This is a genomic window from Glaciihabitans tibetensis (assembly GCF_003003265.1).
GTDB classification, from domain to species: domain Bacteria; phylum Actinomycetota; class Actinomycetes; order Actinomycetales; family Microbacteriaceae; genus Glaciihabitans; species Glaciihabitans tibetensis.
Map to the genome: position 1 here is coordinate 187,233 of NZ_PVTL01000002.1, position 21,501 is coordinate 208,733.

Consider the following 21,501-nt stretch of genomic DNA (forward strand, 5'->3'; position numbering starts at 1 on the left):
CAGAACACGCCTGGTGCGGAAGAAGGGACTTGAACCCTCACGCCTTTCGGCACAGGTACCTAAAACCTGCGTGTATACCAATTTCACCACTCCCGCGAGCGACTCAAGTGTAGCCGGGCGAGCAGCGGCTGCCGTCCTACGGTGAGGGCGGCAGCCGCTGATGTCGGTTGGTGGCGGCTGTGACGACGGCTGTGGATAACTTTTTTCCGGCGCGCCCATTTCGGTGACACTGTCTCCATGAGCCGCGCGATCTCGATCATCACCGACCGCGTACGGGAGCGCGTGCAGCGTGACGGCGTCGACCTGTCGCTGAATCGCCACCTCGCCGACCGCTACGTGCGCGACGAAGTGAAGCTCTACAGCGAGCGGGCTCTCGGCGGCTCGCTTCCGCTCCTGGCCGACGAGGCCAGCGCCACCAACGAGGTGCTGGCGACGCTCACCGGCTTCGGGGTGTTGCAGCCCTACCTCGACGACCCTGAGATCGAGGAGATCTGGATCAATGAGCCCAGCCGGGTGTTTGTCGCCCGCCACGGCGTCGCTGAGTTGCTGGATCTCACACTGACCGAGGGCCAGGTTCGCGATTTAGTCGAGCGGATGCTGCAGTCCTCCGGTCGCCGGGTTGATCTGAGCTCGCCCTTCGTTGACGCCTCCCTGCCGGACGGTTCCCGCCTGCACGTCGTCATTCCCGACATCACCCGCGCGCACTTCGCTGTCAACATCCGCAAGTTCAGCCGTCGCATCCGCACGCTCCAACACCTCGTCGAACTGGACTCCGTGCCGCACCGTGCGGCCGAGTTTCTCCGCATGTGCGTGCTGAGCGGGCAGAACATTCTGGTGTCCGGGGCGACCCAGAGCGGCAAGACCACCATGCTCGGGGCGCTGCTGTCCGTCGCGCGCGCGACCGACCGGGTGGTCACGGTGGAAGAAACGTTCGAGCTCAGCGTCCCGTCGCGGGATGCGGTGGCGATGCAGTGCCGCGGCGAGAGCCTCGAGGGCACCGGTGAGGTGTCGCTGCGCCGACTCATCAAGGAGGCGTTGCGGATGCGTCCCGACCGGCTGGTGGTGGGCGAGGTGCGCGAGGCCGAGGCGCTCGACCTGCTCATTGCACTCAATAGCGGCATCCCCGGGATGTGCTCCATCCACGCCAACGGGCCGCGGGAGGCGCTCTCGAAGCTCTGCACGCTGCCGCTGCTCGCGGGCAAAAACATCGATTCGTCGTTCGTGCTGCCGACTGTCGCCGGCTGCGTCGATCTCGTGGTGCACTGCGAGCTGGGGCGCAGCGGCAAGCGCCGGGTCGTGGAGATCATCGCGCCGAGCGGTCAGGTGAACGGCGCCACGATCGAGACCAGTTCGATCTTCGCGACGCGCGGCGGAGTGCTCCAGCCCACCGGGGGATACCCGACCAAGCTGTCCAAGTTTCACACCCACGGGTTCGATCCGGCCTCGGTCCTGGCGGGAGCGCGGTGATGGCACTCACCCTCGGACTCCTCCTTGGCGCGGGAGTGCTGCTCGTCGCCGCGCCGCTCCTCTGGCCGCACGGCGCCACATCGCGCTCTCCCTGCCGCCGGCCCCGGTGGTCGTCCCGCGCGGAGGAGGTGCTCGTGCAGGCAGGCCTCCGGCGCGTGCCGGTGGCGGTGGTCGCGGCGGTGTCCGTCATCCTTGGGGCCGCAACCGCCGCGGTAACGAGCGCCGCCGTGCCGGTTGTGGCTCTCGCGCTCGCGGCTGGGACCGCGGGGTTGGTCGCGCCGACGGTGGTGATCATCACGCGGGCGCGCACCTTTCGACGCGCGACCCGGGTCGTCTGGCCGGATGTGGTCGACCACCTGCTGTCTGCGGTGCGATCGGGCCTCGCCCTGCCCGACAGCGTGGTCACCCTCGCCCACTCGGGCCCGCCCGTCACCCGCGCAGCCTTCGCCGATTTCGAACTGAGCTACCGCACAACCGGCAATTTCTCCGCCGCCCTCGACCGGCTCAAGGCCCGACTGGTCGACCCCGTCGCCGACCGGATCATCGAGACGCTCCGCATGTCCCGGGAGGTCGGCGGGCACGAGCTCCCAACCGTGTTGCGCAACCTCGCGGTGTACCTCCGTCAAGACGCCGCGATCCGCGCCGAAGTGGAGGCCCGGCAGTCGTGGACGGTCAATGCCGCCCGCCTCGGTGTCGCCGCCCCGTGGATCATTCTGGTACTCCTCGCCTCGCGCCCCGAAGCCGCCTCCGCCTACAACTCGGTGGGGGGTTCCCTCCTGATCTGCGGCGGGGCCGGGTTATCGGCGGCCGCCTACTGGCTCATGCGCGCCATCGGACGCCTCCCCGAGGAAAAGCGGTGGTTCGAATGAGCTCCCTCACCTTCTTCGCTGTGCTCTGCGGACTCGCGCTGGGCGTCGGCCTCTGGTTTCTGGTGAGCATGGTTCCCCGGCTCAGCCGCCCCACGCTGGCGTTGCGTGTGGCGCCGTACGTGGTCGACCTGTCGAGCGATGCCCGCGACATCCTCGACCGCCGTCCCGTCAATCCGCTTCCGGTCTTCGGAATGCTCCTCGGCCCAATGCTGGGCCGCACGCGACGGCTGCTCGACCTCGTTGTTGGGGGAGTGGATGTCACGGAGCGACGATTACGCCAGGCCGCACTGCCGCTCACCGTAGAAGCATTCCGTGCGCGGCAATTGGTGTGGGCGGCGATTGCGGGATGCCTCGGGGTGCTCGCCGCGGCCGCCGTCCAGTGGGCGCGCCCGATCCCGGCCGCGGCTCATGTGGCGCTGGTGCTGCTGGCTGCTGCCGGCGGGTTTCTCGGGCGCGACGCCGTGCTGCAGCGGCAGGCATCCGCTCGAGGACAACGAATGGCAGCGGAACTGCCCACCGTGCTGGAGTTTCTCACGCTGAGCCTGTCTGCGGGAGAGGGAATTCTGGATGCTCTGCGGCGGGTATCGCGGATCTCCCGCGGGGAGTTGGCATCCGAGCTTGCGACGGTGACGACCGCGGTCGCCTCGGGCTTGCCGCTGGCCGAAACGCTCACGGCTCTGGCCCGGACGCTCGAGATCCCGGCGCTCACGCGAGCCACCGAGCAGCTGGTGGGCGCCCTCGAACGCGGCACCCCGCTCTCGGACGTGCTGCGTGCGCAGGCGCAGGACTCCCGCGTCGAGTCCCGCAGGAACCTCCTCGAATCGGCGGGCAAGAAGGAAGTGGCGATGCTGGTGCCACTCGTGTTTCTGATTCTGCCGCTGACCATTCTGTTTGCCGTCTTCCCCGCCATTTTCGTTTTGCAGGTGGGCTTGTGACGCCGACATCCACCTCACCTCGATCGACCACCAGCCCGAAAGGCTCACCCATGAATGAACCAGCTCAGAAGATCTCACTTCGCATCGTCGCAGCGGACCATGCCGATCTGAGTGGCCGCGCCGCGCCCACCGATCGCGGGGACGTACCCGGCTGGGTGCTGATCACTCTGATGACGGCGGGACTCGTCGTCGTCATCTGGGGGCTCGCCGGGCCGGCGCTCAGCGGTGTGTTCGAGCAAGCCATTGAGCGCGTCAGTAGCTTCTAGGGTGGACATCCGGCGGCTCTGGCGCGAGGACGCCGGTTCCGCGGTTGCGGAGTTCAGCATGGTGGCCGGCCTGCTCACCGTGCTGACGCTATCCGTCATCCAGCTGGGCCTGGCCCTGCACGTGCGCAACACCGTCATCGATGCCGCCGCCGAAGGTGCGCGCTACGCCTCCCTGGCGGGCGGCGACCTAGCCGGAGGTGACCTCGAAGCGGGGGAGCAGCGCACGCGCGATCTCATCACCGCCGCAATCGGTCCCTCATACGCGCGGGAGGTCGCGGCTGCGAACGACGACTACCTCGGGTACCCGGCGGTCACCGTCACCGTCACGGCTCCCCTACCCGTTCTGGGACTACTGGGATTCAGCGATGCGCTGGAGGTGGCGGGACATGCACCCCTCGAGTTGGTCGACTGACCGCCGTCCGCTCCTCGGGCGGGTGAGAGATGGCCGCCTGCGGAGCGACGAACGTGGCTCGGCCTCGCTCGAGTTCATCACCGCGGGCCTGATCCTGTTACTCCCGCTCGTCTACCTGATCCTGAGCGTCTCGGCGATGCAGGCGGGCGCGTTCGCTGCAGAGGGCGCGGCACGGCAGGCGGCACGCGTGTACGTCCGGGCGGAATCGGAGGCGGAAGCCGAGCGCCTGGCCGAACGGGCAGTGGACTTCGCGCTCGCCGACTTCGGCGTCGACCGGGCGACCGCGACGGTGTCGGTGAGTTGCGCGCCCACACCCTCGGCGTGCCTTACCCGACGCGGGTTTGTCACCGTGGTGGTCGACGTGGCGGTTCCGTTGCCGCTGGCGCCCGCGGGCTTCGGGGGCGCCGCGCCGCCGTCCGTGTCTCTCCAGGCAGGTGCTACACAGCAGGTATCGCGATTCTGGGTCGAGAGGTGACGGGCGCCGTGGCATCCGCCTTGGATCAGGCACGCCCGGGCACCACCTACCGCACCCTGCCCTCTTTCGGTGACGAACGGGGCTCGATGCTGCCCCTCACCATCTTCTTCGGTGCTCTCTCGCTCGTGCTGGTACTGCTGGTCGTCGCCGCATCATCCCTCTATCTCGAACGCAAACGGCTGTTCACCCTGGCGGACGGCGCCGCGCTCGTCGGCGCCGAGGCGTTCGAGCTCGACGATGTGGCGCTCACCGCAGACGGGCCGGAGATCGTGCTGCGGTCGACCGCAATAGAAACGGAAGTTGAGCGATACCTGGCCGCGAACACGCCCGGCACCCTCGATGCGGTGGAGCTTGTCTACGCAGGCACCGGGGATGGCGCTACCGCGTCGGTTGAGTTGTCCGCCTTCTGGCGTCCGCCCGTGGTCAGCCTGCTGGTTCCCTCGGGCATCCGGCTGGAGGTCACTTCGACGGCCCGAGCAGTCATGCTGCGGTAGCCGACTCGCACCCCACGTCCCACTTACTGGGGGAGTCGGAACTGCGTACCGAGCCTGCCATTGTAGAAACTTTCGAGCTCGGGGTCCCGTCGCGGGATGCGGTTGCGATGCAGTGCCGCGGCGATAGTCTCGAGGGCACTGGTGAGGTGTCGCTGCGCCGTCTCATCAAGGAGACACTGCGCATGCGTCCCGACCGGCTGGTGGTGGGCGAGGTGCGCGAGGCCGAGGCGCTCGACCTGCTCATTGCACTCAACAGCGGCATCCCACGATTAGCAAATGGCACTTAGCTAACTAACTCCTCCTTATTGCTACGCAACTCCTACAGCGGCGTGAATCGCCCCCGGCGTCAGACAGGCGTCGTACAGTGGAGGTGTCCCCGAAACTAGGCACAGGGACAACGTTGAGAAGTTCGATTAGCACAGGAGGGAGGACAAAATGACCAAGATGAAAAGGCCGCCGCCTGTTGTAGAAAATGCGATAAGCCGGGTGCTCGTTACACCCGGCTTCGCATTACTAGCAGTACTTGCAATATTGATGGTGCGATAGCCAATGACTTGCATAAAGACTGGCATTCGCTATCTTTCCAGATTAGTTAGCCAGATGGAAAATTTGTTGTCCATATGGGATAACTAGTATCCAATTCGGTGGGCTTCTCGACGGATTTCTTTTTGAGAGGCCCACCATTTTTAGTTTTGAGTTCGCGATGACATCTCCGCGACGCACACTTGCATGGAAAGCGTCTCGCGCTTGATTCAGAGCAGTAGCTAAGGAACGCCATCCGCGAAGAATTGGCGAACGCCCGCACAGAACTGGCGCGCGGGATGTCGGAATCACCCGATAGGTTGAGGGTCCATCAATTACGTACGGAGACCAATGGACATCGAGTCAGTTACAGAGAAAAATTCCGTTGAGTACAAAACGGCAGCAGAGGTGCCATTTCTGATCTGGTACGCGAACAAGGCCATCATTGTGACGCTTGATCAGCTGCAGGCCTTCAAAGATGCAGCCGCTACGGCTACCGCCCCGGAGTGGTACTACTTCGGGTTGACAGGAGTCTTGCTCGGCGCGGGGGTGCCCGTCATTTTTGAACCTGACGTCGCCCCGCACGAGAAAGGCGTCTTCTACATTGACTATCGTAATTACGCGGGTGATGGATTCTTTGACGCCATGGAGCCGGGAATTCAGCTCTCTTAGGTGACAGAGGGTCCGGGTCACTCCGTGACCTACCGGTGTGACGCGTGCCAGCTCGGGTTGGGGATTGCAGAGTCAGAATGTGAAGTCATTTTCGCTCTAAGCGAATGGCAGCCCAGACTCACCGGAACGGAGCGGCATCATGGAGTTATTCACATGCGTGCTCACACGACGGATCAGTGACTCACGTCGTCGCTCATAAGATTATGCGCGTCGATCACACTTGCAATCGCTTTCCGCGCGATGGGCTGTCTGGGACTTCTTCAAGCTGTTCAAGAACCGAGGAGGTGTCTCCCGGGAGACGGTTACGTAACCACTCCATTGTTAGCTTTGTCGCTTCCTCACCGGCATCGACTACCGCATCCTCAGCGCGAGCTGCAGGTTTGGCTGATAAAGAGGCCACGATGATTCTCAACGTAGAAATATTGGCTCCACGGCTGTTACTTTCGTGCTGTCGAGAGACCTGAGGAGAAATCAATATCAGTTTGGCCGAGTGCGACTGGAAGTGATAGCCCCGATTGAACTGTCGGTCAGAAGTCAAGATCAAGATGGCGATCCCTGTCAGCCACGAGTAAAAACATCTTTTTCTGTCCATGCAATCATTAGCAAAGCTGAGACGGCTAGGTGGGGGAGATATGCACAAAACGCTTGAGGTAATTTTACGGGAAGTTTCGCAATCCGGCTGGGCGACCACCAGCGGAACCATAGAGGAGGTCTCACGCGCGGCGTCGCTCAGCGGGCTCCGTTCGGCAATACTCAGCGGCGGCAAGCATCATCGTGTGCTCGTTCCGCACACTACTACTGAAGCACCGCCGCGTTCGCTAAGCGCCGTGTACGGACTTGAAGCCCAGCCGTTGCACACCGACGGTGCGCATCTCCCGGAACCCCCAGACCTGGTCATATTGCACTCAGACTCGGTCTCCGCCACGCCAACCGTGGTCTGGTGTTGGAAGGGTCGTCGGGCACCTTGGATACCGGGTCATGTTGACCAGGGAGTCTTCACCGTCAGGGGTAGTCGAGGCAGTTACCTCGCCTCGGCCCGAGACGTCGGACGACTCCGCTTCGACCCCGTCTGCATGAGCCCAGGCGATCCCCAAGCGAAGCTGACAGTGAAATTTTTCGCTGATGAGCGTCAGCGTGCGCACGTACATGAATGGAACGAGCCAAACACACTTCTATTCATCGATAATCGGCAGTCGCTTCACGCTCGGAATGCCGTGGTCGAGGACCCTTCAACTCGCGCAATTTCGCGTCTGACGTACAACATGGCGCTCACGTCGTGATCGGCGAGCCGTTCGATCCTGACGGGCTCTGGCTCAAGGCTCGGATGTTCATAAATCGAGCTTTGGACGAAGATCGGGAATTCGAGGAAAGTGCCTTCTGGGCGGCCTGCGCGCTGGAGCTTCTGGCGAAGGCAGCCCTAGCCAAGGTCTCACCTTTTCTCATCGCGCAGCACTCGGATAATGGTGAAAACGTGTTAATCGCGAGTGGTCTGATTCCTAACGCGGACAGATTCGTTTCCATCCAGGCTAGGGCTGTCTGGGCGAGAAGTGCGCGCCTATTTAAGCCGTTCAATGCCCAAGAAGCCGCGAACATTGCCAGTGGCCGGAATGAATACCTTCACGGAGCCAATGTTGGATTCGATTCGATCCCGCCACATGCGTGGTGGCCGAGGTTTTGGGCGCAAGCGGTTATTCTCGTCGAGCATATTGATCGCGAGGTTGAGGAATTCGTTGGCCGCGCTCGCGTGCCAGAGGTTGACGCTCACCTTCAGACCGTTGCGGAGTACAGAAAGCGGCGGCTCGAATCGCTGGTTCAAAGCGCGAAGAGGCGGCTTGCCATTCAGAAGAGCGGCGTTCAAAGCGCGCAGTTTGCTGCGGACTGGCTTCTCTACCAGCTGCCTTTCGCAAGCCATCAGACTGAGGCGGCATGCCCCGCGTGCGGCGAGGAAGGGGTTATTTTTGGTGATGAGGTAACTAGCTCGTCTGTCGAGTATGACGACGTCTCTCCCTGGGGAGAGGCCTGGGGCGGCCCAAGCGTAAGTCTTGAAGTCAGCACCAATGGGTTTACGTGTCCGAACTGTCATCTCTCCTTGAATGACGTGGAGTTGATTTTGGAGGCCGACCTACCGGACGCGTTCGACGCTGAAGGCGATATGGGAGACGTCTCCGGCGGGTCAGAGTATATGGACGAATAACGCTCGGGCGGGAGCTGGGTGGGTCATGCAGTCGAAGCGATGCGACCGCGAAAAAGCCGACGCGACTCTTGGCCGCGTCGGCTCGTATCTCGTATTTATGGGAAACTACTTGGGAGTGTCTCGACCAACTGCTTCGGACCCGACTGGTCCGAGGGATCTAGTCGTCTCAACCTTTTTGCCCCGCGACTGTACGCGGTCTATCGATCGAGTGAGATCTTCGCTTGGATGCAAAGATCGAAGCGTCGAAAAGAATTGATCGCGGGCCTGCTGCTCGTTCAGTCTTAGTGGTTCGTTAGTAGAAGCCATCTGAACTCCCATGCTCTATTTTCATATTTCTATCACTTTTTCTGGAGAACATCCCCCAGAAGCGATGCACAACTCGACGCTATCTCATGGATGGGGTGTTCGTTGAGCAACGTTCCGGATTTTTCGTGTACTGCGGTCATCGGGACGTCGATCGCGTACACGCCGATAACTGAAGTTTGCGCGGAATTCCAAATGAGCACCGCGAGAACCTCGGCGTACTTCCCGATGATGGAGTGGAACTCCTCGCGAGTAAAGCCCCCACGCGTATCTGCACGCAGTCTCAGAAAGCTCGCTTCGTTGAGTTCGGACGCGCCGTACCTGTCCGCGATGGCAGACAGGTCCTTGTGCACAGTGTGCTTGTCCTTCCAAGCGCTACCCACGACGCCTTTACCCTTAACCCATTCCACATCACTCGGTTGAGGCACGTCCGACAGCCGATAGCGCAATTCGCGGTGCAAGAACTCGCGCTGTCTAAGGCCCGTTTTCTTTGCGAGAAATACGCTGCCGCCGAGGCAGAGAAGATCGATTCCTGTTGAGTCGGAGATCGTCTTGAGGGATGCGAGAACGACCTTCTCCGCGCTCTTGAGACGCACTTGTTCGGCGGCTGCATTCGCGGAAGTGAAGAGCGCGGCAATGCTCTCGATCAGAACCAGGAGGCCCCCAATGAAGAGAGCCCACCCCTGAAAGCTAGGGCTAGGGTCGAGCGATCCCCAAGTCACCAGCGCTTGCTGGGCTATGACGCCGAACGCCAAGATGGCGAGAAAGATACGCCATATCATCGGCCCGAGTTCATTCACAAGCAGAGCTTAGTGATCCTCAAGGCCTGCGAAGTTCACTGTCGATTAGCGCACCGTCGGATTGGAGCGGTCGTCGACAAACGGGGCCCGCTAAGGTGAGGAAACAACAGATGGAGTTCGCCATGGCAACGAAGACCTATCAGCTCAACAAAGGCGTATCGACAAGCGACGCGTTCCGCCGCACCATCGAAGCGAATAGCTACGAAATCAGCGACGGCTACTTTCACTTCTACGAAGGATTTGGCGCCCATGCCGAAAAGGTGTTCTCGATTGAGGCGTCGCGAGTTCAGCTCCTGGAAGTCGTCAGTAAGTAGATCCGGTTACGAAACTGGGAGTGTTCGTCTCAGATGAACTCGTCCAACGCGATCGGCTCAGGTCGGATAACCGCCACCCGGCACGGGCTGACGGACTCAACCCGAACTGCGCCCCGATTTTCCGAATTATCTCCACAGCACCACGCACCACGGAGAACGCCGGATTGCGCACCGGCTCGATGCTCCCCGTCACCGTCTTTTCGGTGCGCTCCTCTCGTGCTGCTGCTGCTGGTCGCCGCCGCATCATCCCCGTGCCCCGAACGAAAACGGCTGGCGGGCGGCGCCGAGGCGTTCGCTGCAGTCGGCCGCAATAGAAACGGAAGTTGAGCGATACCTGGCCGCGAACACGCCCGGCACCCTCGATGCGGTGGAGCTTGTCTATGCAGGCACCGGGGAGGGCGCTACCGCGTCGGTTGAGTTGTCTGCCTCCTGGCGTCCGCCCGTGGTCAGCCTGCTGGTTCCCTCGGGCATCCGGCTGGAGGTCACCTCGACGGCCCGAGCAGTCATGCTGCGGTAGCCGACACGCACCCCACGCCCCACTTACTGGGGGAGTCGGAACTGCCGGTCGAGACTGCCGTCGCCGATACGCTCGGCTCAGGGCCGCCGGCCGCTGCGTCTGCGCTCTCACGTCAGGAACTCGCTCATGAACTTTGGCCAGGCCATCGCTTCCGTTTTCTCGAACTACGCCCAGTTCGGCGGGTTCGCGACTCGTTCCGAGTATTGGTGGTGGACGCTCTTCTCGACGATCGTGTCGCTCGTGCTGAGCGTCATCGATGTGGCAATAAACCCCGAAAGCTCCGTCGAGGTCCTGGCGACCCTGTGGGCGCTGGTGGTCTTCCTTCCGTCGCTCGCGGTTGCGGTGCGCCGCCTGCGGGACGCTGGCTACGGCTGGCCCATGCTCTTCTGGGGTCTCGTGCCCATCGTCGGTGCGATCGTTCTCATTGTGCTGTGGTGTCAGCCGACCAGGATCAGCGCCCCGGCGGTGTACGACCCCTATAACGTCTGAGGTGACAGGTCCGAGGTACACACGTGTGAGGTACGCACGTCGGAGGTGAGTGCGGGCACCTTTTCGCCCGTGTTCTCCCTCGGCGCATTCGGCCACACTCAGCGGCGTCTGTGTCTATGTTTGTCCTATGCCCTTCGACTGGATCAGCCTGCAGCACAAAGCACACCGCGAATTCACGACCAGGGTCGCCGCGGTCACCGACTGGAGCGCGCCGACGCCCAACACCGACTGGAACGTCGCCGACCTGGTTCGTCACGTCACCGCCGAACAGCAGTGGGTTCCGCATCTTCTCGAGGGCAAGACCATCGACGAGGCCCAGACACTGATCGACCCGCTCGGCGACGACCTCGCCGCGGAGTGGGCAAAATACTCAAGCGCCGCGACGGATGCCTGGGCGGGAGCGTCGCGCGATGCGTCAGTTCAGCTGTCCTATGACACCGTCACCGTGGACGAGTACCTCCGGGAGCAGGTGTCCGACGTAACCATCCACAGCTGGGACCTCGCGCGCGCAGTCGGCGCCAGTGAGAAGCTGGACGACCAGCTGATCGAAGCCACGTGGACCATCTTCGAACCGCAGCGCGACACCCTCGCCGCCAGTGGCCTGTTCGCCAGCCCCCTGTCCATCGACGAAGACGCCCCGCTGCAGCTGCGCCTGCTGGCTCTGACCGGGCGCGACGCCCGCTAGAGTCGCGGCCGCCCGCTCGAGGCGCGACGCCTGCTAGAGTCGCGGCCGCGCCGCGAAGCGGGGGATGTAGCGGGCGAGCACTCCCGCACCGACCAGTCCGAGCACGCCCATCATCCCGGCGGCGAGGGCGATCGACCCGACAAAGGTGACACCGGCGATCACGAGCGGGGCTGCCGCTCCGCCCACGCCGCTCGTGAACCGCCACGCGCCGAGGAAGGGCGCGGGGTTGGAGCGGTCGGCGAGGTCGGAGCCGAGCGTCATCAGGATCCCGCTGCCGAGCCCGTTCGCCACCGACAGCACCATCGCCGCGATGACGAACCACGTCGCCGCCGTGGTGAGGTCGTGGGTGACGGCAAGCACGAAGTGCCCGACTCCGAGGCCGACCATCGAGGGTAGGGCGCTGGCGAGGCGGCCGAACCGGTCCATTACCTGGCCGCTCACGTAGAACAGCGCGAAGTCGATGCCTCCGGCGATTCCGATGATGAGGGCGGTGGAGGCGTCGGGAATGCCGATGCTCAGCGCCCAGAGTGGGAGGATCACCGCACGACTCGCCCGCAGCGCCGCAATGAGCGCGGCGCCGGAGCCCAACCGCAGCAGCACCTCGCGGTTCTCCGCGACGGTGCGCAGCAACCCGATCGGACGCACTCGCGCTGCCGCTCCCGCTGTCTCGGGCTGCCCGATCCCTCCGTCGCCTGCGCGCAGCCGGCGGGCCGCGCCGAAGCTCTCGGTCGGGTCCCGCAGCAGAACCAGCACGAGCGCGGCGGCCAGGCACGCGATGATGTGGATGAAGAAGGCCGAGGCGGCCGTGCCCGTGAGGTGGATGAGGGCTGCCGCAATGAACGGGCCAACGAAGGCACCCGCGCGAAAGGTGCCGCCCAGCGTCGACAGTGCCCGCGCCCGGTACGCCACGGGCACAAAGCTCGTCATAAACGCATGCCGTGCCAGCGCGAAGATCGCCGTCGCGAGACCGATCAGCACCACGCCAACGGCGAGCAGTGCCGGGTGTGGCGCGACGATGCAGAGGACCAGTCCCACGATCGACAGCATTGACGCCCCGATCATGGCCGCGCGCTCCCCGATGCGGGCCACCAGCCAGCCGCTCGGGATGTTGCCGAAGAGTTCGCCGATCGTGAGAGCCCCGGCGATGACGCCCGCGATCGCAATCGTCGCACCGAGGCTGTCTGCCACGAGGGGGATGATCGGGATGATCGCCCCCTCACCGATGGAGAAGAGCAGCGTGGGGAGAAACGCGGGAAGGGCGATCGAACGCCAGCGGAACGGCGGCTCGGGGGTACTCATCTGCGCTCGATGCTACCCGCCCATGGGGCAGCGGTAGGCTGGGTCGTTATGATCGACCTTGATATTTCCGACCAAATTGCGACCCTGCGATCCACGTTCGGAGACATCCGCGCGGTCGTCGACATGGAGCGGCTGCAGGCCGACATCGCCGATCTGAGCGCGCAGGCCGGTGAACCGAACCTGTGGGACGACACCGAAAAGGCCCAGAAGGTCACCAGCGAGCTGAGCCACCGCCAGGCCGAACTCGCCAAGCTCACGAGCATCGGTGCGCGGCTGGACGACCTCGAGGTTCTCGTCGAGATGGCCAACGAGGGCGACGACCAGGATTCCGCGACCGAGGCGCAGGCCGAGTTGCTCAGCATCCAGAAGGTGCTCGGCGACCTCGAGGTGCAGACCCTGCTCAACGGCGAGTTCGACGCCCACTCCGCGGTCATCACCATCCGTGCGGGAGCCGGGGGAGTAGACGCGTCCGACTTCTCCGAGATGCTCATGCGCATGTACCTGCGCTGGGCCGAGCAGCACAACTACTCCGCCACCGTGCTCGACACGAGCTACGCAGAAGAGGCCGGCATCAAGTCGGCCACCATCGAGGTAGATGCCCCCTACGCCTTCGGCACCCTGAGTGTGGAGGCCGGAACCCACCGCCTCGTGCGGATGAGTCCCTTTAACTCCGCCGGAAAGCGCCAGACCAGCTTCGCCGCCGTCGAGGTGGTGCCGCTGATCGAGCAGACCGACGTCATCGAGGTGCCGGAGAACGATATACGGGTGGATGTCTTCCGCTCCAGCGGCCCGGGTGGCCAGTCAGTGAACACCACAGACTCCGCGGTGCGCATCACCCACCTCCCCACCGGCATTGTGGTCAGTTGCCAGAACGAGAAGAGCCAGATCCAGAACCGCGCCGCGGCGATGCGGGTGCTGCAGTCCCGCCTGCTCGTCGTGCAGCGGGAGCAGGAGGCGGCGCAGAAGAAGGAGTTCGCCGGTGTCATCACCGCGAGCTGGGGCGACCAGATGCGGTCCTATGTTCTCGCGCCCTACCAGATGGTGAAGGACCTGCGCACGGACTACGAGGTGAACAACCCGTCGAACGTGTTCGATGGCGACCTCGATGGCTTCATCAACGCCGGCATCCGCTGGCGCAAGCGCGCGATCGACTAACCGCGTCGTCGACCGAGCGCGCGATCGACTAATGCACCAGATCGCACCGAGTTGCTATGCAACAGATGAGAATGCCGCGTCGATTCGGACAATGGGGCCTTGCATGCCTAGGCTCTAACTGTCATGATTCGCTTCGATGCAGTAACCAAGTCGTATGCCGGCAATTCACGCCCGGCGCTCAATTCCGTGAGCCTCGAGATTCTCAAGGGGGAGTTCGTCTTCCTCGTCGGCGCCTCCGGGTCCGGAAAGTCGAGTTTTCTCCGTCTGGTGCTGAAGGAGGAAAAGCCCTCCAAGGGACAGATTCATGTCCTTGGCCACCAGCTCAACACGCTTCCCAGCCGCAAGGTTCCGTACTTCCGCCGCAACCTCGGCGTGGTGTTCCAGGACTTCCGGCTGCTGCCCCAGAAGACGGTGTTCGACAACGTCGCCTTCACCCTCCAGGTCATTGGCAAGAGCCGCGGGTTCATCCAGGAGGCCGTGCCGGACACGCTGAAGATGGTGGGGCTGTCGGGTAAGTCCGGCCGGTTCCCGCACGAGCTCTCCGGTGGCGAGCAGCAGCGCGTCGCCATTGCCCGAGCGATCGTCAACAAGCCCGCGATTATGCTCGCGGATGAACCGACCGGAAACCTGGACCCCGCGACATCCGCTGGGATTATGGGTCTTCTGGAACGCATCAACCTCGGGGGAACCACCGTGATCATGGCAACCCACGACGTCGGAATTGTCGACCAGATGCAACGGCGCGTGATCGAGCTCATCAGCGGGCAGGTTGTGCGTGACGAGCGGGAGGGTGGCTACCAGACCCAGTCCATTCCGCTTCCGATCCTTCCTCCGTTCGGCAACACCGGCCAGTTCCGCCTCCCCGGAGCCACGTCGTGAGGCTGCGTCTTGTCCTGAGCGAAGCCGCTCAGGGCCTGCGTCGCAATGTCTCGATGGTGATCTCCGTCATCCTCGTGACCTTCATCTCGCTCACCTTCGTCGGCACGGCGATGCTGTTGCAGATGCAGATCAGCGAGATGAAGGGCTACTGGTACGACCGGGCCCAGGTTGCCGTTTACATGTGTACGGATGTCGACACCGGCGGCAACTGCGACTCGGCAGAGGCTAGTGCGGAGCAGATCGACGCGGTAGAAGCACAGCTGGAGTCGCCGAGCCTCGCGCCCTACATCCAGCGCTACGAGTTCGAGACGCACGAACAGGCGTTCGCGAACTTCCAGGAGCAGTTCTCCGACAGCCCGCTGGCGGCGTTCACCACGGCGGACATGCTGAACGAGAGCTTCCGGGTGAACATGGTCGACCCGGACCAGGCGGAAATCCTGATTGACAACCTGCAGAACTTCGCGGGTGTGCAGGACGTGCAGGACCAGCGAGGCTACCTCGACCAGATCTTCTCGGTGTTGAACTCCGCCAGTTACACGGCTATTGGGTTGGCGGCTCTGATGCTTGTCGCGGCGGTGTTGCTCATCGCCACCACCATCCGCCTCAGCGCCTTCAGCCGACGGCGAGAACTCGGAATCATGCGCTTGGTGGGCGCGTCGAACCGGTTTATCCAGACGCCGTTCATCCTCGAGGGAGTGTTTGCGGCGCTCATCGGATCGGTGCTTGCCGGAGCGTCCATCGTCGCGATTGTGCACTTCTTCATCACGGGCTACCTACGGACGACGCTGGGGGCGACCACCACACTGGTGGGGATGGACGAGGCGATCATCGTTGTGCCCGTGCTGGTCGTGCTGGGGGCGCTGCTCGCCGCGGTATCCGCGGGCGCGGCCATCAGTCGCTACCTCAAGGTGTAGCGGGCAGGCTCACCCGTACTAGACTGGTGGGCTGCCCGACACGCGTCGGGCTCGGATTTTGGAGATAAACGTGGCCAGGGAACGCGGTGAGAAGATCGTCGCGAGCAATCGCAAAGCTCGCCATGACTATTCGATCGAGGACACCTACGAGGCCGGCCTGGTGCTCACGGGCACCGAGGTGAAGTCGTTGCGGGCCGGACGAGCCTCGCTCGTCGACGGGTACGCGTTCATTGAGTACGGCGAAGCCTGGCTCGACGCGGTGCACATTCCCGAGTACAACTCCGGCACGTGGAACAACCACCCCGTTCGGCGCAAGCGCAAGCTACTCCTGCACAAGCAGCAGATCCTCAAGATTCACCAGAAGGTGAAAGAGGGCGGCTACACCCTCGTACCGCTGAAAATCTACTTCCTCGACGGTCGAGCCAAGGTCGAGATCGCGGTGGCGAAGGGTAAGAAGGAATACGACAAGCGCCAGACGCTGCGTGAACGCCAGGACAAGCGCGAGTCAGACCGCGCAATGTCGGCCCAGCGTAACCTCGGCGACTAAACCGCGGTGAAGCGGGCGTCGACCTCGGCGCTGACCTCGATCTGCTCCGGGGTAAGCGACAGCGCCGGTTCACTCTGACTTACCGATGCCACCCGACTGAACTTTGCGACGGGATTGGCGCCGCCCTGGCCCTGCTCTCCGAGCATGCCGGGGTCGGCCACGGCGATTGCGCGTACCGTGGCAAGGCCAAGCGCCTGGGCGTAGACGGTGGCCTTGGTGACGGCGTCCTGGACGGCGCGCGAGCGCACCTCCGTTGTTGCTCCGGTGAGCCGGGCCGGGGTGAGTGCCCACTCCAGTGCGTCGACCGCGACCCCGTCAACGGCAGCAACTTCTTCGATCCACGGAGCGAGGGCGGCGAAGTCCCCGAAGGTGACGGTTGCGGTCACGCGCGCGTGGAACACCTGCGCGCCGGGCTGGCCGTCATTTGACCACACCCGCTCGGTCCAGACCTGCACGCTGTCGCTTGACCATCGGGCGATGGCCTCGGCCGAGGCATCCTGCACCCGTTCAATGCTTTCCCGCACCACCTGCGCCGACGCGACGGCGGCAGAAAAAGCCGGCCCGCGTTCGGGTGCCTCGTGATGCACGGACAGCGACACCTTCACCCGTTCGGCCGGGTACAGCGCAGAAAAGTTTCCCTGCACGGTGATGATCGTTTCGGTCATGCGAGCTCCCGGGTGTCGGTGTGTGTGCAGGGGACTGCGAAAGCGCCCCGGTCTGAACTACAATAGAGGGCTGCACCACGGTGCAGTTTGATAACTCAACAGCGTGCGATAGTGACCAGCTTGCATCGCCCTCGGGCGCGCAAGTAACCATGGGGATGATCGGTTTCGACATTGCCTGCAAAACTGCGAGAAGCGGGTCGAGGATTCAGGGTTATCTCGTAAACGATCTCTGAAAACAATAAGTGCGAAATCTAACCGCGCTGACTTCGCTCTTGCTGCATAAGCAAAAGCACTAAATGAAGTCCGTCGGTCCGGGGATGCTCTCTACCCGGGTGCCGGCGCAATTTAGAGAGATTGCTGCGTAGTTACGCCTGAGGGCTACGCGGGACTTGAACTCGGGCTGGGCTCGTTGACCTAGGTGCTTGTGGCAAAGGTCAGAGCCGAGTAGAACGTCTGCACAAGATACACCCGTAGAAGGCGTGGAATTACAGCAGTGGACCGGGGTTCAATTCCCCGCATCTCCACCATGAGTCACCATCGCACGCTGTTGAAAAGGGCCCGGAATCAATGCGATTCCGGGCCCTTTCTTAGTCGGCCGTGTGCTGGCGCGGAGGCGAGCTGCGGCCTGACACGGCCGCTAGCGCGAGACCAGCGTGAGCGACATCATCGACTTGTACGTACCCGCCAGCTTGTCCGTCGGAGACACGAACGTCAGCGCCGCATCAATGACGCTCTCACCCGGTTTGGTTCCCGCCGGAGCGCCCGCAAGCATCGCCGGATAGAGCGACTCACCCGCGGTCTGGGCGGGGGATGCCGCGACCTGTTCCGCGGTGCTGGAAACCACGCGCGGTGCGATGCCGAGTTGACGTGCATCAATGATGATCGTCGGGTCGGCCCCGTTGACGAACGGGCTGACTTTGGCGTTGAGCGTCCAGCCGTCCCGCGAGAGGAAACGGGTGTCCGACACGGTGATGCCCCCGAGTGTGCCGGTGGAGACGGACTGGTTGTCGATCAGTGTTGGATTGCCAATCTGCGCCGTCATTGATGAGGGAACACCGAGCGCGAGGGTTCCATTCGCGCCATCCATCGTTATGGCGACGATGCCGAACTCGCCAGCGCGAAACTCGACCGCCGATTCGTTGGACACCACGGAGGGCATCGAGGTGCCCGCAGCGGTTCGCGCGGCGACAGTCGCCGTGTAGAAGCCCGGGAGCAGGTCGGAGAACGTAGTGACCAGGGCCGGCGCGCTCACCTCGCGACTCTCGATGATCTGGCTGTTTTGCAGGAGAGTGACGATGTAGCTGGTGACGGGGCTTCCGCCGTCGTCACTCACCGGCTTCCACATCACCGGCATCGCTCCCGGCCCGCCCGCGGTTTCGGGCGCCGCAGGAGCCGCGGGAGCGACAGCAACGACCTTCGTCTCGCCGGACTGCTCGGCCGGAGCCGTGGACATTCCGGATGCGTTGCTGGCGACCACGATGGCCGTGTAGGTCGCCGCGGGAAGCGTGGCGAACCGGGCACTGCGCGCGTCTCCGGGCAGGGTCTGCTCGGCAACGATCTGGCCCGCGCGCATCAGTCGTGCGGTGTATCCGGTGACGGCAAGACCGCCGTCGTCGGTAGGCGCCTTCCAGCTGACCACCGCATCACGGCCGTCTGCGGCAAGGGTCGCGGTCGCGGCCCCGGGGGTGGTTGCCTCGCGCGATGTGGTCATCGCGAAGTCGAGCGCCGAGATGTCGCCGGTGTTCGAGTACAGGCCGGTAAGCCCGCCCGTGAACGCCGCGTCATCCGGCACCGTCTGGGACGCCTTCATCACGGTCGCCCCCGTCGAGTCCTTGATAGACGCCCGCAGCACGGAGCCCGTCCGAGACAGCGACAGCGTCACCGGTTTGGTGCGGTCAGCCGCGTAGGTGGTCGCGCCGAAGTTCAGCGTTCCCTGGAGAACGGACAACGTCGTGCTCCCGGTGACCTTGAGCAGCGCCCATCGCGCGGCCTGGTCGTTCTGATCGTGGGGTGCGACGCGCAGGGTGTAGTAGCTCAGGCTGTTGCCCTCGCCGTGAACGTTTCCTGCAACGCCGATCCAGTGACGGTTGTTCGCGTACTGCGCCACCGCCATCGTGCTGGTGACGGACCACGAGTCGCCGAGCTCCCGGGTCTTCGCGACGGCGAGGTTGTTGCCGGGAGCGGCGTCGGGATTGCGTGCGGTGCCGTTGGAAACCGACCAGATGCCCCGAGCGGCGGTCCAGGAAGAACCGAGGGCGCCGTTGGTGCGCTCGAAGGTGTCGGCGAAGCTGGCGAGGCCGGCCTGTGCGCTGGCGGTCTCTGTGCGTGACGTCAGCCATTGTGAGGGTGCGAGCGGCTGCGCGACGACGCGGGTTTCGCCGATGCATCCGAACCATCCCGCGTCTGGTGCACCCCACTCCGACCCGGCGCCGAGTTTCCACGCGGCGTCGACGACGGCGCGAACACCGACAGCCGCCGAGATGTTCCGCAGAACGGGCGCGCCCTCGACGTACAGGGTCGTGACCTGCGTGTTTGGGTCGTTGACCGCAGCGACGTGCACCCACGTGTCTGCCATGACCTCACCCGACCAGTTGGTCTTCGCGGTCGAGTTGATCGGCCACGCGCTGGACTGAACCTCGCGGAGGTTGGAAACGGCCATAAAGAACGGGGTGAGCTCGGGGTCAGCGCCCGCGGCGTTACCGCGGGATCCGCCGCTCGACAGGGCCGTCATCCACCGGTGGTCATTCGAGGTCCAGCTCGGGTCGATCTTTACGAACGTCTCGATGGTGTATCCGGCGGCGAACTGTTGGTCGTTCAGTGGGGCGGTGAGGGCCGTCTCGAGGTAGCTGTGGCGCCCGGTGTTGCGGTTGGTGTTCGTGAAACACATGCTCGTGGGGGTCGGAGAGAGGTAGTGGTGGCTCGAGGAGATTTTTACGTCTCCCTCAGCCGCTCCGTTGATGAGGGGTGCGCGCTTCAGCGGGTTCGCTCCCGTGAGGTCAGCGACGGTCGAACCGACCGGCACCACCTGGCCGTCGGCGCCGGGGAACTGCCAGTGCGCCACGGTGTTCTCAGCGTGGAAGTAGTCGTTCGCGTTCGCAGCGGGCTCGCGCACGGGCCGCGTCGGTTCGACGAAGTCCTTGTGCAGGATCTCGATCGCCTTCGCCGAGTACGAGGTGTGGTCGGCGGGACCGGGGTCGAAACCGGGGGCAATCGCCGAGAAGCGCGCGGTGAGGTCGAACGGCACCGTGTACTGCTCGTTCGCGCCCGTGAGTACGGCCTGATCGAACTCACTGATGAGATTCTTCGGTTTGGCGACAACCCACGGCGACACCTGGTTGGCAACGATCCGCTTGTTGGTGAAGTCGAACTCGTAGAGCCCGAGGTAACCGTTTCCGCCCTGGTACGCCATCTGGTAATCGTTGACCACCTGGAGCACCGGACTGCCCGCGTCGTTGGTCTTTACCCGGTTTGCGTTGCCGTGGTGGTGACCGTTCAGCGTCATAAAGATTTGATTGTGGCCCCGGATGACGCGGTCCCACAGCTTCTGGCCAAACGGAGTGTCGATCGCTGTTACTCCATCACCGGCGATGTTGAGGATCTGGTGCGAGGTGAGCACGGTCGGCATCGTCGGGTGCGCGTCGAGCACACTGTTCGCCCACGCCATTCCGGCGTCGGAGGTCTGCCAGGAGAGCGCAAGCACCAGGTACTCCTGCCCGCCCTCCTTGACGATGTGGTATTCGTTGAACCCGGTCGAGTCGCGCCCGCCGAACGTGGACTGCGCAGCAGCCCGCGCCCGGGTGAAGGTCTTGAGGTAGGGCTCGTTGCCGAGGTTGCGGTCGGTGTCGGTACAGCCGGTGCCCTCACAACCGTTCAACACATCGTGGTTTCCGGCGAGGATCGAGTACGGCAGCCCACCGACCTCGAGCTTCTTCATGGCTGCGTCCGCGACGATCCACTGGTTGGGTTGGCTCACCTGGTCGACGACGTCGCCGAGGTGGGTGACAAACGGAATGCCGAGTTCGTCCTTGTTCTGCGCGAGCCACGTGGTCTGCGCCGTGTACGGTTCGGTGCCGTAGCGGGTCTGGAACTGCTTGCCCTCTTCGGTGGTGGCGTACCGGGAGTAAAACTGGGTGTCCGGGAGCACGGCGAGGGTGAACCCGGCGATCTTCTCATCGTCGGGTGCGGGGGCAGCGGCTGCTACCCGGCTCGACGTGATCGGTGTGGGGGCGAGCGCCTGGGCGGGTGCGACCGAAGCTAAGGGGGTGAGCAGTGCTGCGGCGGCGGCGAGCACGGTGAGGCCGCCGCGTTTCAGGCGGCCACCCCCGGCTGTACTGCGTGCACGATGTGGTTCGGGATGCTGTGGAGACACGACGGAGGAGGCCTTCCGGGGGTGTGGGCACGGCCCCGATCTGGGACCTTCGCCTGTCTACAGACGCATCGTGAACACCGCGGGCTGTTCGGGCAAACGAGCTGTCGACGCGCATCAACCGGTTGCCCTCAGCCGAAACAGGGCAGCCCGGCATCCCACCTCGCATCTCACCCAAATCGGGTGTGGAGTGCGGACGGGACAGACCGCAATCATGAAGGACAGTCAGCCGTCACCTCAGGCTTGGGGAACCGGCACACAA

The 21,501-nt window shown here is 63.8% G+C and carries 22 protein-coding genes, 1 tRNA gene, 1 other RNA gene and 1 pseudogene; 19 read left to right on the forward strand and 6 right to left on the reverse strand.

Going from position 1 to position 21,501, the window contains the following annotated elements:
* Positions 1-11: 11 nt before the first annotated feature.
* Positions 12-96: transfer RNA gene (locus B0I08_RS04650), tRNA-Leu, on the reverse strand.
* Between the two features lie 141 nt (positions 97-237).
* Here B0I08_RS04650 and B0I08_RS04655 point away from each other — a divergent pair.
* The 10 genes and pseudogenes from B0I08_RS04655 to B0I08_RS04700 all read left to right on the forward strand — a co-directional run bounded on the left by B0I08_RS04655 (position 238) and on the right by B0I08_RS04700 (position 8,306).
* The gene (locus tag B0I08_RS04655) at positions 238-1,467 is read left to right on the forward strand and encodes a TadA family conjugal transfer-associated ATPase (protein ID WP_106210327.1); all 1,230 of its coding nucleotides are present in this window, start codon (positions 238-240) and stop codon (positions 1,465-1,467) included.
* Complete coding sequence (locus B0I08_RS04660) at positions 1,467-2,336, forward strand: type II secretion system F family protein (protein ID WP_106210329.1); 870 nt, start codon at positions 1,467-1,469, stop codon at positions 2,334-2,336. Before B0I08_RS04655 ends, B0I08_RS04660 begins: the two co-directional genes overlap by 1 nt.
* Positions 2,333-3,271 (forward strand): type II secretion system F family protein, encoded by a 939-nt coding sequence (locus B0I08_RS04665; protein ID WP_106210331.1) that lies wholly within the window; start codon positions 2,333-2,335, stop codon positions 3,269-3,271. The genes B0I08_RS04660 and B0I08_RS04665 overlap by 4 nt, the downstream gene beginning before the upstream one ends.
* A gap of 50 nt (positions 3,272-3,321) precedes the next feature.
* Positions 3,322-3,537 carry a hypothetical protein gene (locus tag B0I08_RS04670; protein ID WP_245884538.1) on the forward strand — a complete coding sequence of 72 codons (216 nt, stop codon included), beginning with the start codon at positions 3,322-3,324 and terminating at the stop codon, positions 3,535-3,537.
* A gap of 1 nt (position 3,538) precedes the next feature.
* Positions 3,539-3,949 carry a TadE/TadG family type IV pilus assembly protein gene (locus tag B0I08_RS04675; protein WP_342748154.1) on the forward strand — a complete coding sequence of 137 codons (411 nt, stop codon included), beginning with the start codon at positions 3,539-3,541 and terminating at the stop codon, positions 3,947-3,949.
* Entirely contained in the window at positions 3,924-4,424 is a 501-nt protein-coding gene (locus tag B0I08_RS04680; protein ID WP_245884541.1) for a hypothetical protein, read from the forward strand. Before B0I08_RS04675 ends, B0I08_RS04680 begins: the two co-directional genes overlap by 26 nt.
* An 8-nt stretch (positions 4,425-4,432) precedes the next feature.
* On the forward strand, positions 4,433-4,918 hold the full coding sequence (locus B0I08_RS04685) for a pilus assembly protein TadG-related protein (protein WP_245884544.1): 486 nt from the start codon (positions 4,433-4,435) through the stop codon (positions 4,916-4,918).
* A 59-nt stretch (positions 4,919-4,977) separates the two neighbouring features.
* Positions 4,978-5,196 (forward strand): annotated as a pseudogene (locus B0I08_RS04690) (ATPase, T2SS/T4P/T4SS family); the annotation flags it as partial.
* Between the two features lie 595 nt (positions 5,197-5,791).
* Complete coding sequence (locus B0I08_RS04695) at positions 5,792-6,112, forward strand: hypothetical protein (protein ID WP_106210335.1); 321 nt, start codon at positions 5,792-5,794, stop codon at positions 6,110-6,112.
* Between the two features lie 1,276 nt (positions 6,113-7,388).
* The gene (locus B0I08_RS04700; RefSeq protein WP_106210337.1) at positions 7,389-8,306 is read left to right on the forward strand and encodes a hypothetical protein; all 918 of its coding nucleotides are present in this window, start codon (positions 7,389-7,391) and stop codon (positions 8,304-8,306) included.
* Positions 8,307-8,644: 338 nt separating this feature from the next.
* Here B0I08_RS04700 and B0I08_RS04705 read toward each other — a convergent pair whose 3' ends face one another.
* Positions 8,645-9,409 carry a hypothetical protein gene (locus B0I08_RS04705; RefSeq protein ID WP_146134316.1) on the reverse strand — a complete coding sequence of 255 codons (765 nt, stop codon included), beginning with the start codon at positions 9,407-9,409 and terminating at the stop codon, positions 8,645-8,647.
* A 122-nt stretch (positions 9,410-9,531) separates the two neighbouring features.
* Here B0I08_RS04705 and B0I08_RS04710 point away from each other — a divergent pair, with 122 nt between their 5' ends.
* The gene (locus B0I08_RS04710) at positions 9,532-9,723 is read left to right on the forward strand and encodes a hypothetical protein (protein WP_146134317.1); all 192 of its coding nucleotides are present in this window, start codon (positions 9,532-9,534) and stop codon (positions 9,721-9,723) included.
* On the opposite strand, the gene B0I08_RS18285 is transcribed toward B0I08_RS04710, so the two are convergent.
* On the reverse strand, positions 9,713-9,970 hold the full coding sequence (locus B0I08_RS18285) for a P27 family phage terminase small subunit (protein ID WP_425432985.1): 258 nt from the start codon (positions 9,968-9,970) through the stop codon (positions 9,713-9,715). The genes B0I08_RS04710 and B0I08_RS18285 overlap by 11 nt on opposite strands.
* Positions 9,971-10,090: 120 nt before the next feature.
* Here B0I08_RS18285 and B0I08_RS17710 point away from each other — a divergent pair, with 120 nt between their 5' ends.
* From B0I08_RS17710 to B0I08_RS04720, 3 genes are all read left to right on the forward strand, one after another.
* A complete protein-coding gene (locus tag B0I08_RS17710; protein ID WP_181243222.1) occupies positions 10,091-10,240 on the forward strand; it encodes a hypothetical protein in 150 nt (49 codons plus the stop codon).
* A 126-nt stretch (positions 10,241-10,366) separates the two neighbouring features.
* Entirely contained in the window at positions 10,367-10,729 is a 363-nt protein-coding gene (locus B0I08_RS04715) for a DUF805 domain-containing protein (protein WP_106210343.1), read from the forward strand.
* Between the two features lie 127 nt (positions 10,730-10,856).
* On the forward strand, positions 10,857-11,414 hold the full coding sequence (locus tag B0I08_RS04720; RefSeq protein WP_106210345.1) for a TIGR03086 family metal-binding protein: 558 nt from the start codon (positions 10,857-10,859) through the stop codon (positions 11,412-11,414).
* Positions 11,415-11,447: 33 nt separating this feature from the next.
* Here the strand turns inward: B0I08_RS04720 and B0I08_RS04725 are convergent, their stop codons facing one another.
* Positions 11,448-12,713 (reverse strand): MFS transporter, encoded by a 1,266-nt coding sequence (locus tag B0I08_RS04725; RefSeq protein ID WP_106210347.1) that lies wholly within the window; start codon positions 12,711-12,713, stop codon positions 11,448-11,450.
* A gap of 48 nt (positions 12,714-12,761) precedes the next feature.
* Between B0I08_RS04725 and prfB the strand changes: the two genes are divergently transcribed.
* The 4 genes from prfB (at position 12,762) to smpB (ending at position 16,208) form a co-directional block, all read left to right on the forward strand.
* The gene (gene prfB, locus B0I08_RS04730) at positions 12,762-13,868 is read left to right on the forward strand and encodes a peptide chain release factor 2 (RefSeq protein ID WP_106210349.1); all 1,107 of its coding nucleotides are present in this window, start codon (positions 12,762-12,764) and stop codon (positions 13,866-13,868) included.
* 123 nt (positions 13,869-13,991) lie between these two features.
* Positions 13,992-14,747, forward strand: coding sequence for a cell division ATP-binding protein FtsE (ftsE, locus tag B0I08_RS04735; protein WP_106210351.1), 756 nt, complete (start codon positions 13,992-13,994; stop codon positions 14,745-14,747).
* Positions 14,744-15,661: a permease-like cell division protein FtsX gene (ftsX, locus tag B0I08_RS04740; RefSeq protein WP_106210353.1), complete on the forward strand. Its 918-nt coding sequence runs from the start codon at positions 14,744-14,746 to the stop codon at positions 15,659-15,661. The genes ftsE and ftsX overlap by 4 nt, the downstream gene beginning before the upstream one ends.
* A 70-nt stretch (positions 15,662-15,731) precedes the next feature.
* Positions 15,732-16,208 carry an SsrA-binding protein SmpB gene (gene smpB, locus B0I08_RS04745; protein ID WP_106210355.1) on the forward strand — a complete coding sequence of 159 codons (477 nt, stop codon included), beginning with the start codon at positions 15,732-15,734 and terminating at the stop codon, positions 16,206-16,208.
* Here the strand turns inward: smpB and B0I08_RS04750 are convergent.
* Complete coding sequence (locus B0I08_RS04750; protein ID WP_106210357.1) at positions 16,205-16,873, reverse strand: SIMPL domain-containing protein; 669 nt, start codon at positions 16,871-16,873, stop codon at positions 16,205-16,207. The two genes, smpB and B0I08_RS04750, sit on opposite strands and share 4 nt — an antisense overlap.
* A gap of 151 nt (positions 16,874-17,024) precedes the next feature.
* Between B0I08_RS04750 and ssrA the strand changes: the two genes are divergently transcribed.
* Positions 17,025-17,400: a transfer-messenger RNA gene (gene ssrA, locus B0I08_RS04755) on the forward strand.
* Positions 17,401-17,510: 110 nt separating this feature from the next.
* Here ssrA and B0I08_RS17520 read toward each other — a convergent pair.
* Complete coding sequence (locus B0I08_RS17520) at positions 17,511-21,242, reverse strand: fibronectin type III domain-containing protein (protein WP_219905613.1); 3,732 nt, start codon at positions 21,240-21,242, stop codon at positions 17,511-17,513.
* Between the last annotated feature and the right edge of the window lie 259 nt (positions 21,243-21,501).

Bases quoted from the DNA above. Each gene is read 5' to 3' on its own strand.
- prfB (WP_106210349.1), top strand. From the start codon at position 12,762: ATGATCGACCTTGATATTTCCGACCAAATTGCGACCCTGCGATCCACG.
- B0I08_RS04725 (WP_106210347.1), bottom strand. From the start codon at position 12,713: ATGAGTACCCCCGAGCCGCCGTTCCGCTGGCGTTCGATCGCCCTTCCC.
- B0I08_RS04670 (WP_245884538.1), top strand. From the start codon at position 3,322: ATGAATGAACCAGCTCAGAAGATCTCACTTCGCATCGTCGCAGCGGAC.
- B0I08_RS04710 (WP_146134317.1), top strand. From the start codon at position 9,532: ATGGCAACGAAGACCTATCAGCTCAACAAAGGCGTATCGACAAGCGAC.
- B0I08_RS04665 (WP_106210331.1), top strand. From the start codon at position 2,333: ATGAGCTCCCTCACCTTCTTCGCTGTGCTCTGCGGACTCGCGCTGGGC.
- B0I08_RS04655 (WP_106210327.1), top strand. From the start codon at position 238: ATGAGCCGCGCGATCTCGATCATCACCGACCGCGTACGGGAGCGCGTG.
- B0I08_RS04715 (WP_106210343.1), top strand. From the start codon at position 10,367: ATGAACTTTGGCCAGGCCATCGCTTCCGTTTTCTCGAACTACGCCCAG.
- B0I08_RS04695 (WP_106210335.1), top strand. From the start codon at position 5,792: ATGGACATCGAGTCAGTTACAGAGAAAAATTCCGTTGAGTACAAAACG.
- B0I08_RS04680 (WP_245884541.1), top strand. From the start codon at position 3,924: ATGCACCCCTCGAGTTGGTCGACTGACCGCCGTCCGCTCCTCGGGCGG.
- B0I08_RS04750 (WP_106210357.1), bottom strand. From the start codon at position 16,873: ATGACCGAAACGATCATCACCGTGCAGGGAAACTTTTCTGCGCTGTAC.
- ftsE (WP_106210351.1), top strand. From the start codon at position 13,992: ATGATTCGCTTCGATGCAGTAACCAAGTCGTATGCCGGCAATTCACGC.
- B0I08_RS04660 (WP_106210329.1), top strand. From the start codon at position 1,467: ATGGCACTCACCCTCGGACTCCTCCTTGGCGCGGGAGTGCTGCTCGTC.
- B0I08_RS18285 (WP_425432985.1), bottom strand. From the start codon at position 9,970: ATGATGCGGCGGCGACCAGCAGCAGCAGCACGAGAGGAGCGCACCGAA.
- B0I08_RS04720 (WP_106210345.1), top strand. From the start codon at position 10,857: ATGCCCTTCGACTGGATCAGCCTGCAGCACAAAGCACACCGCGAATTC.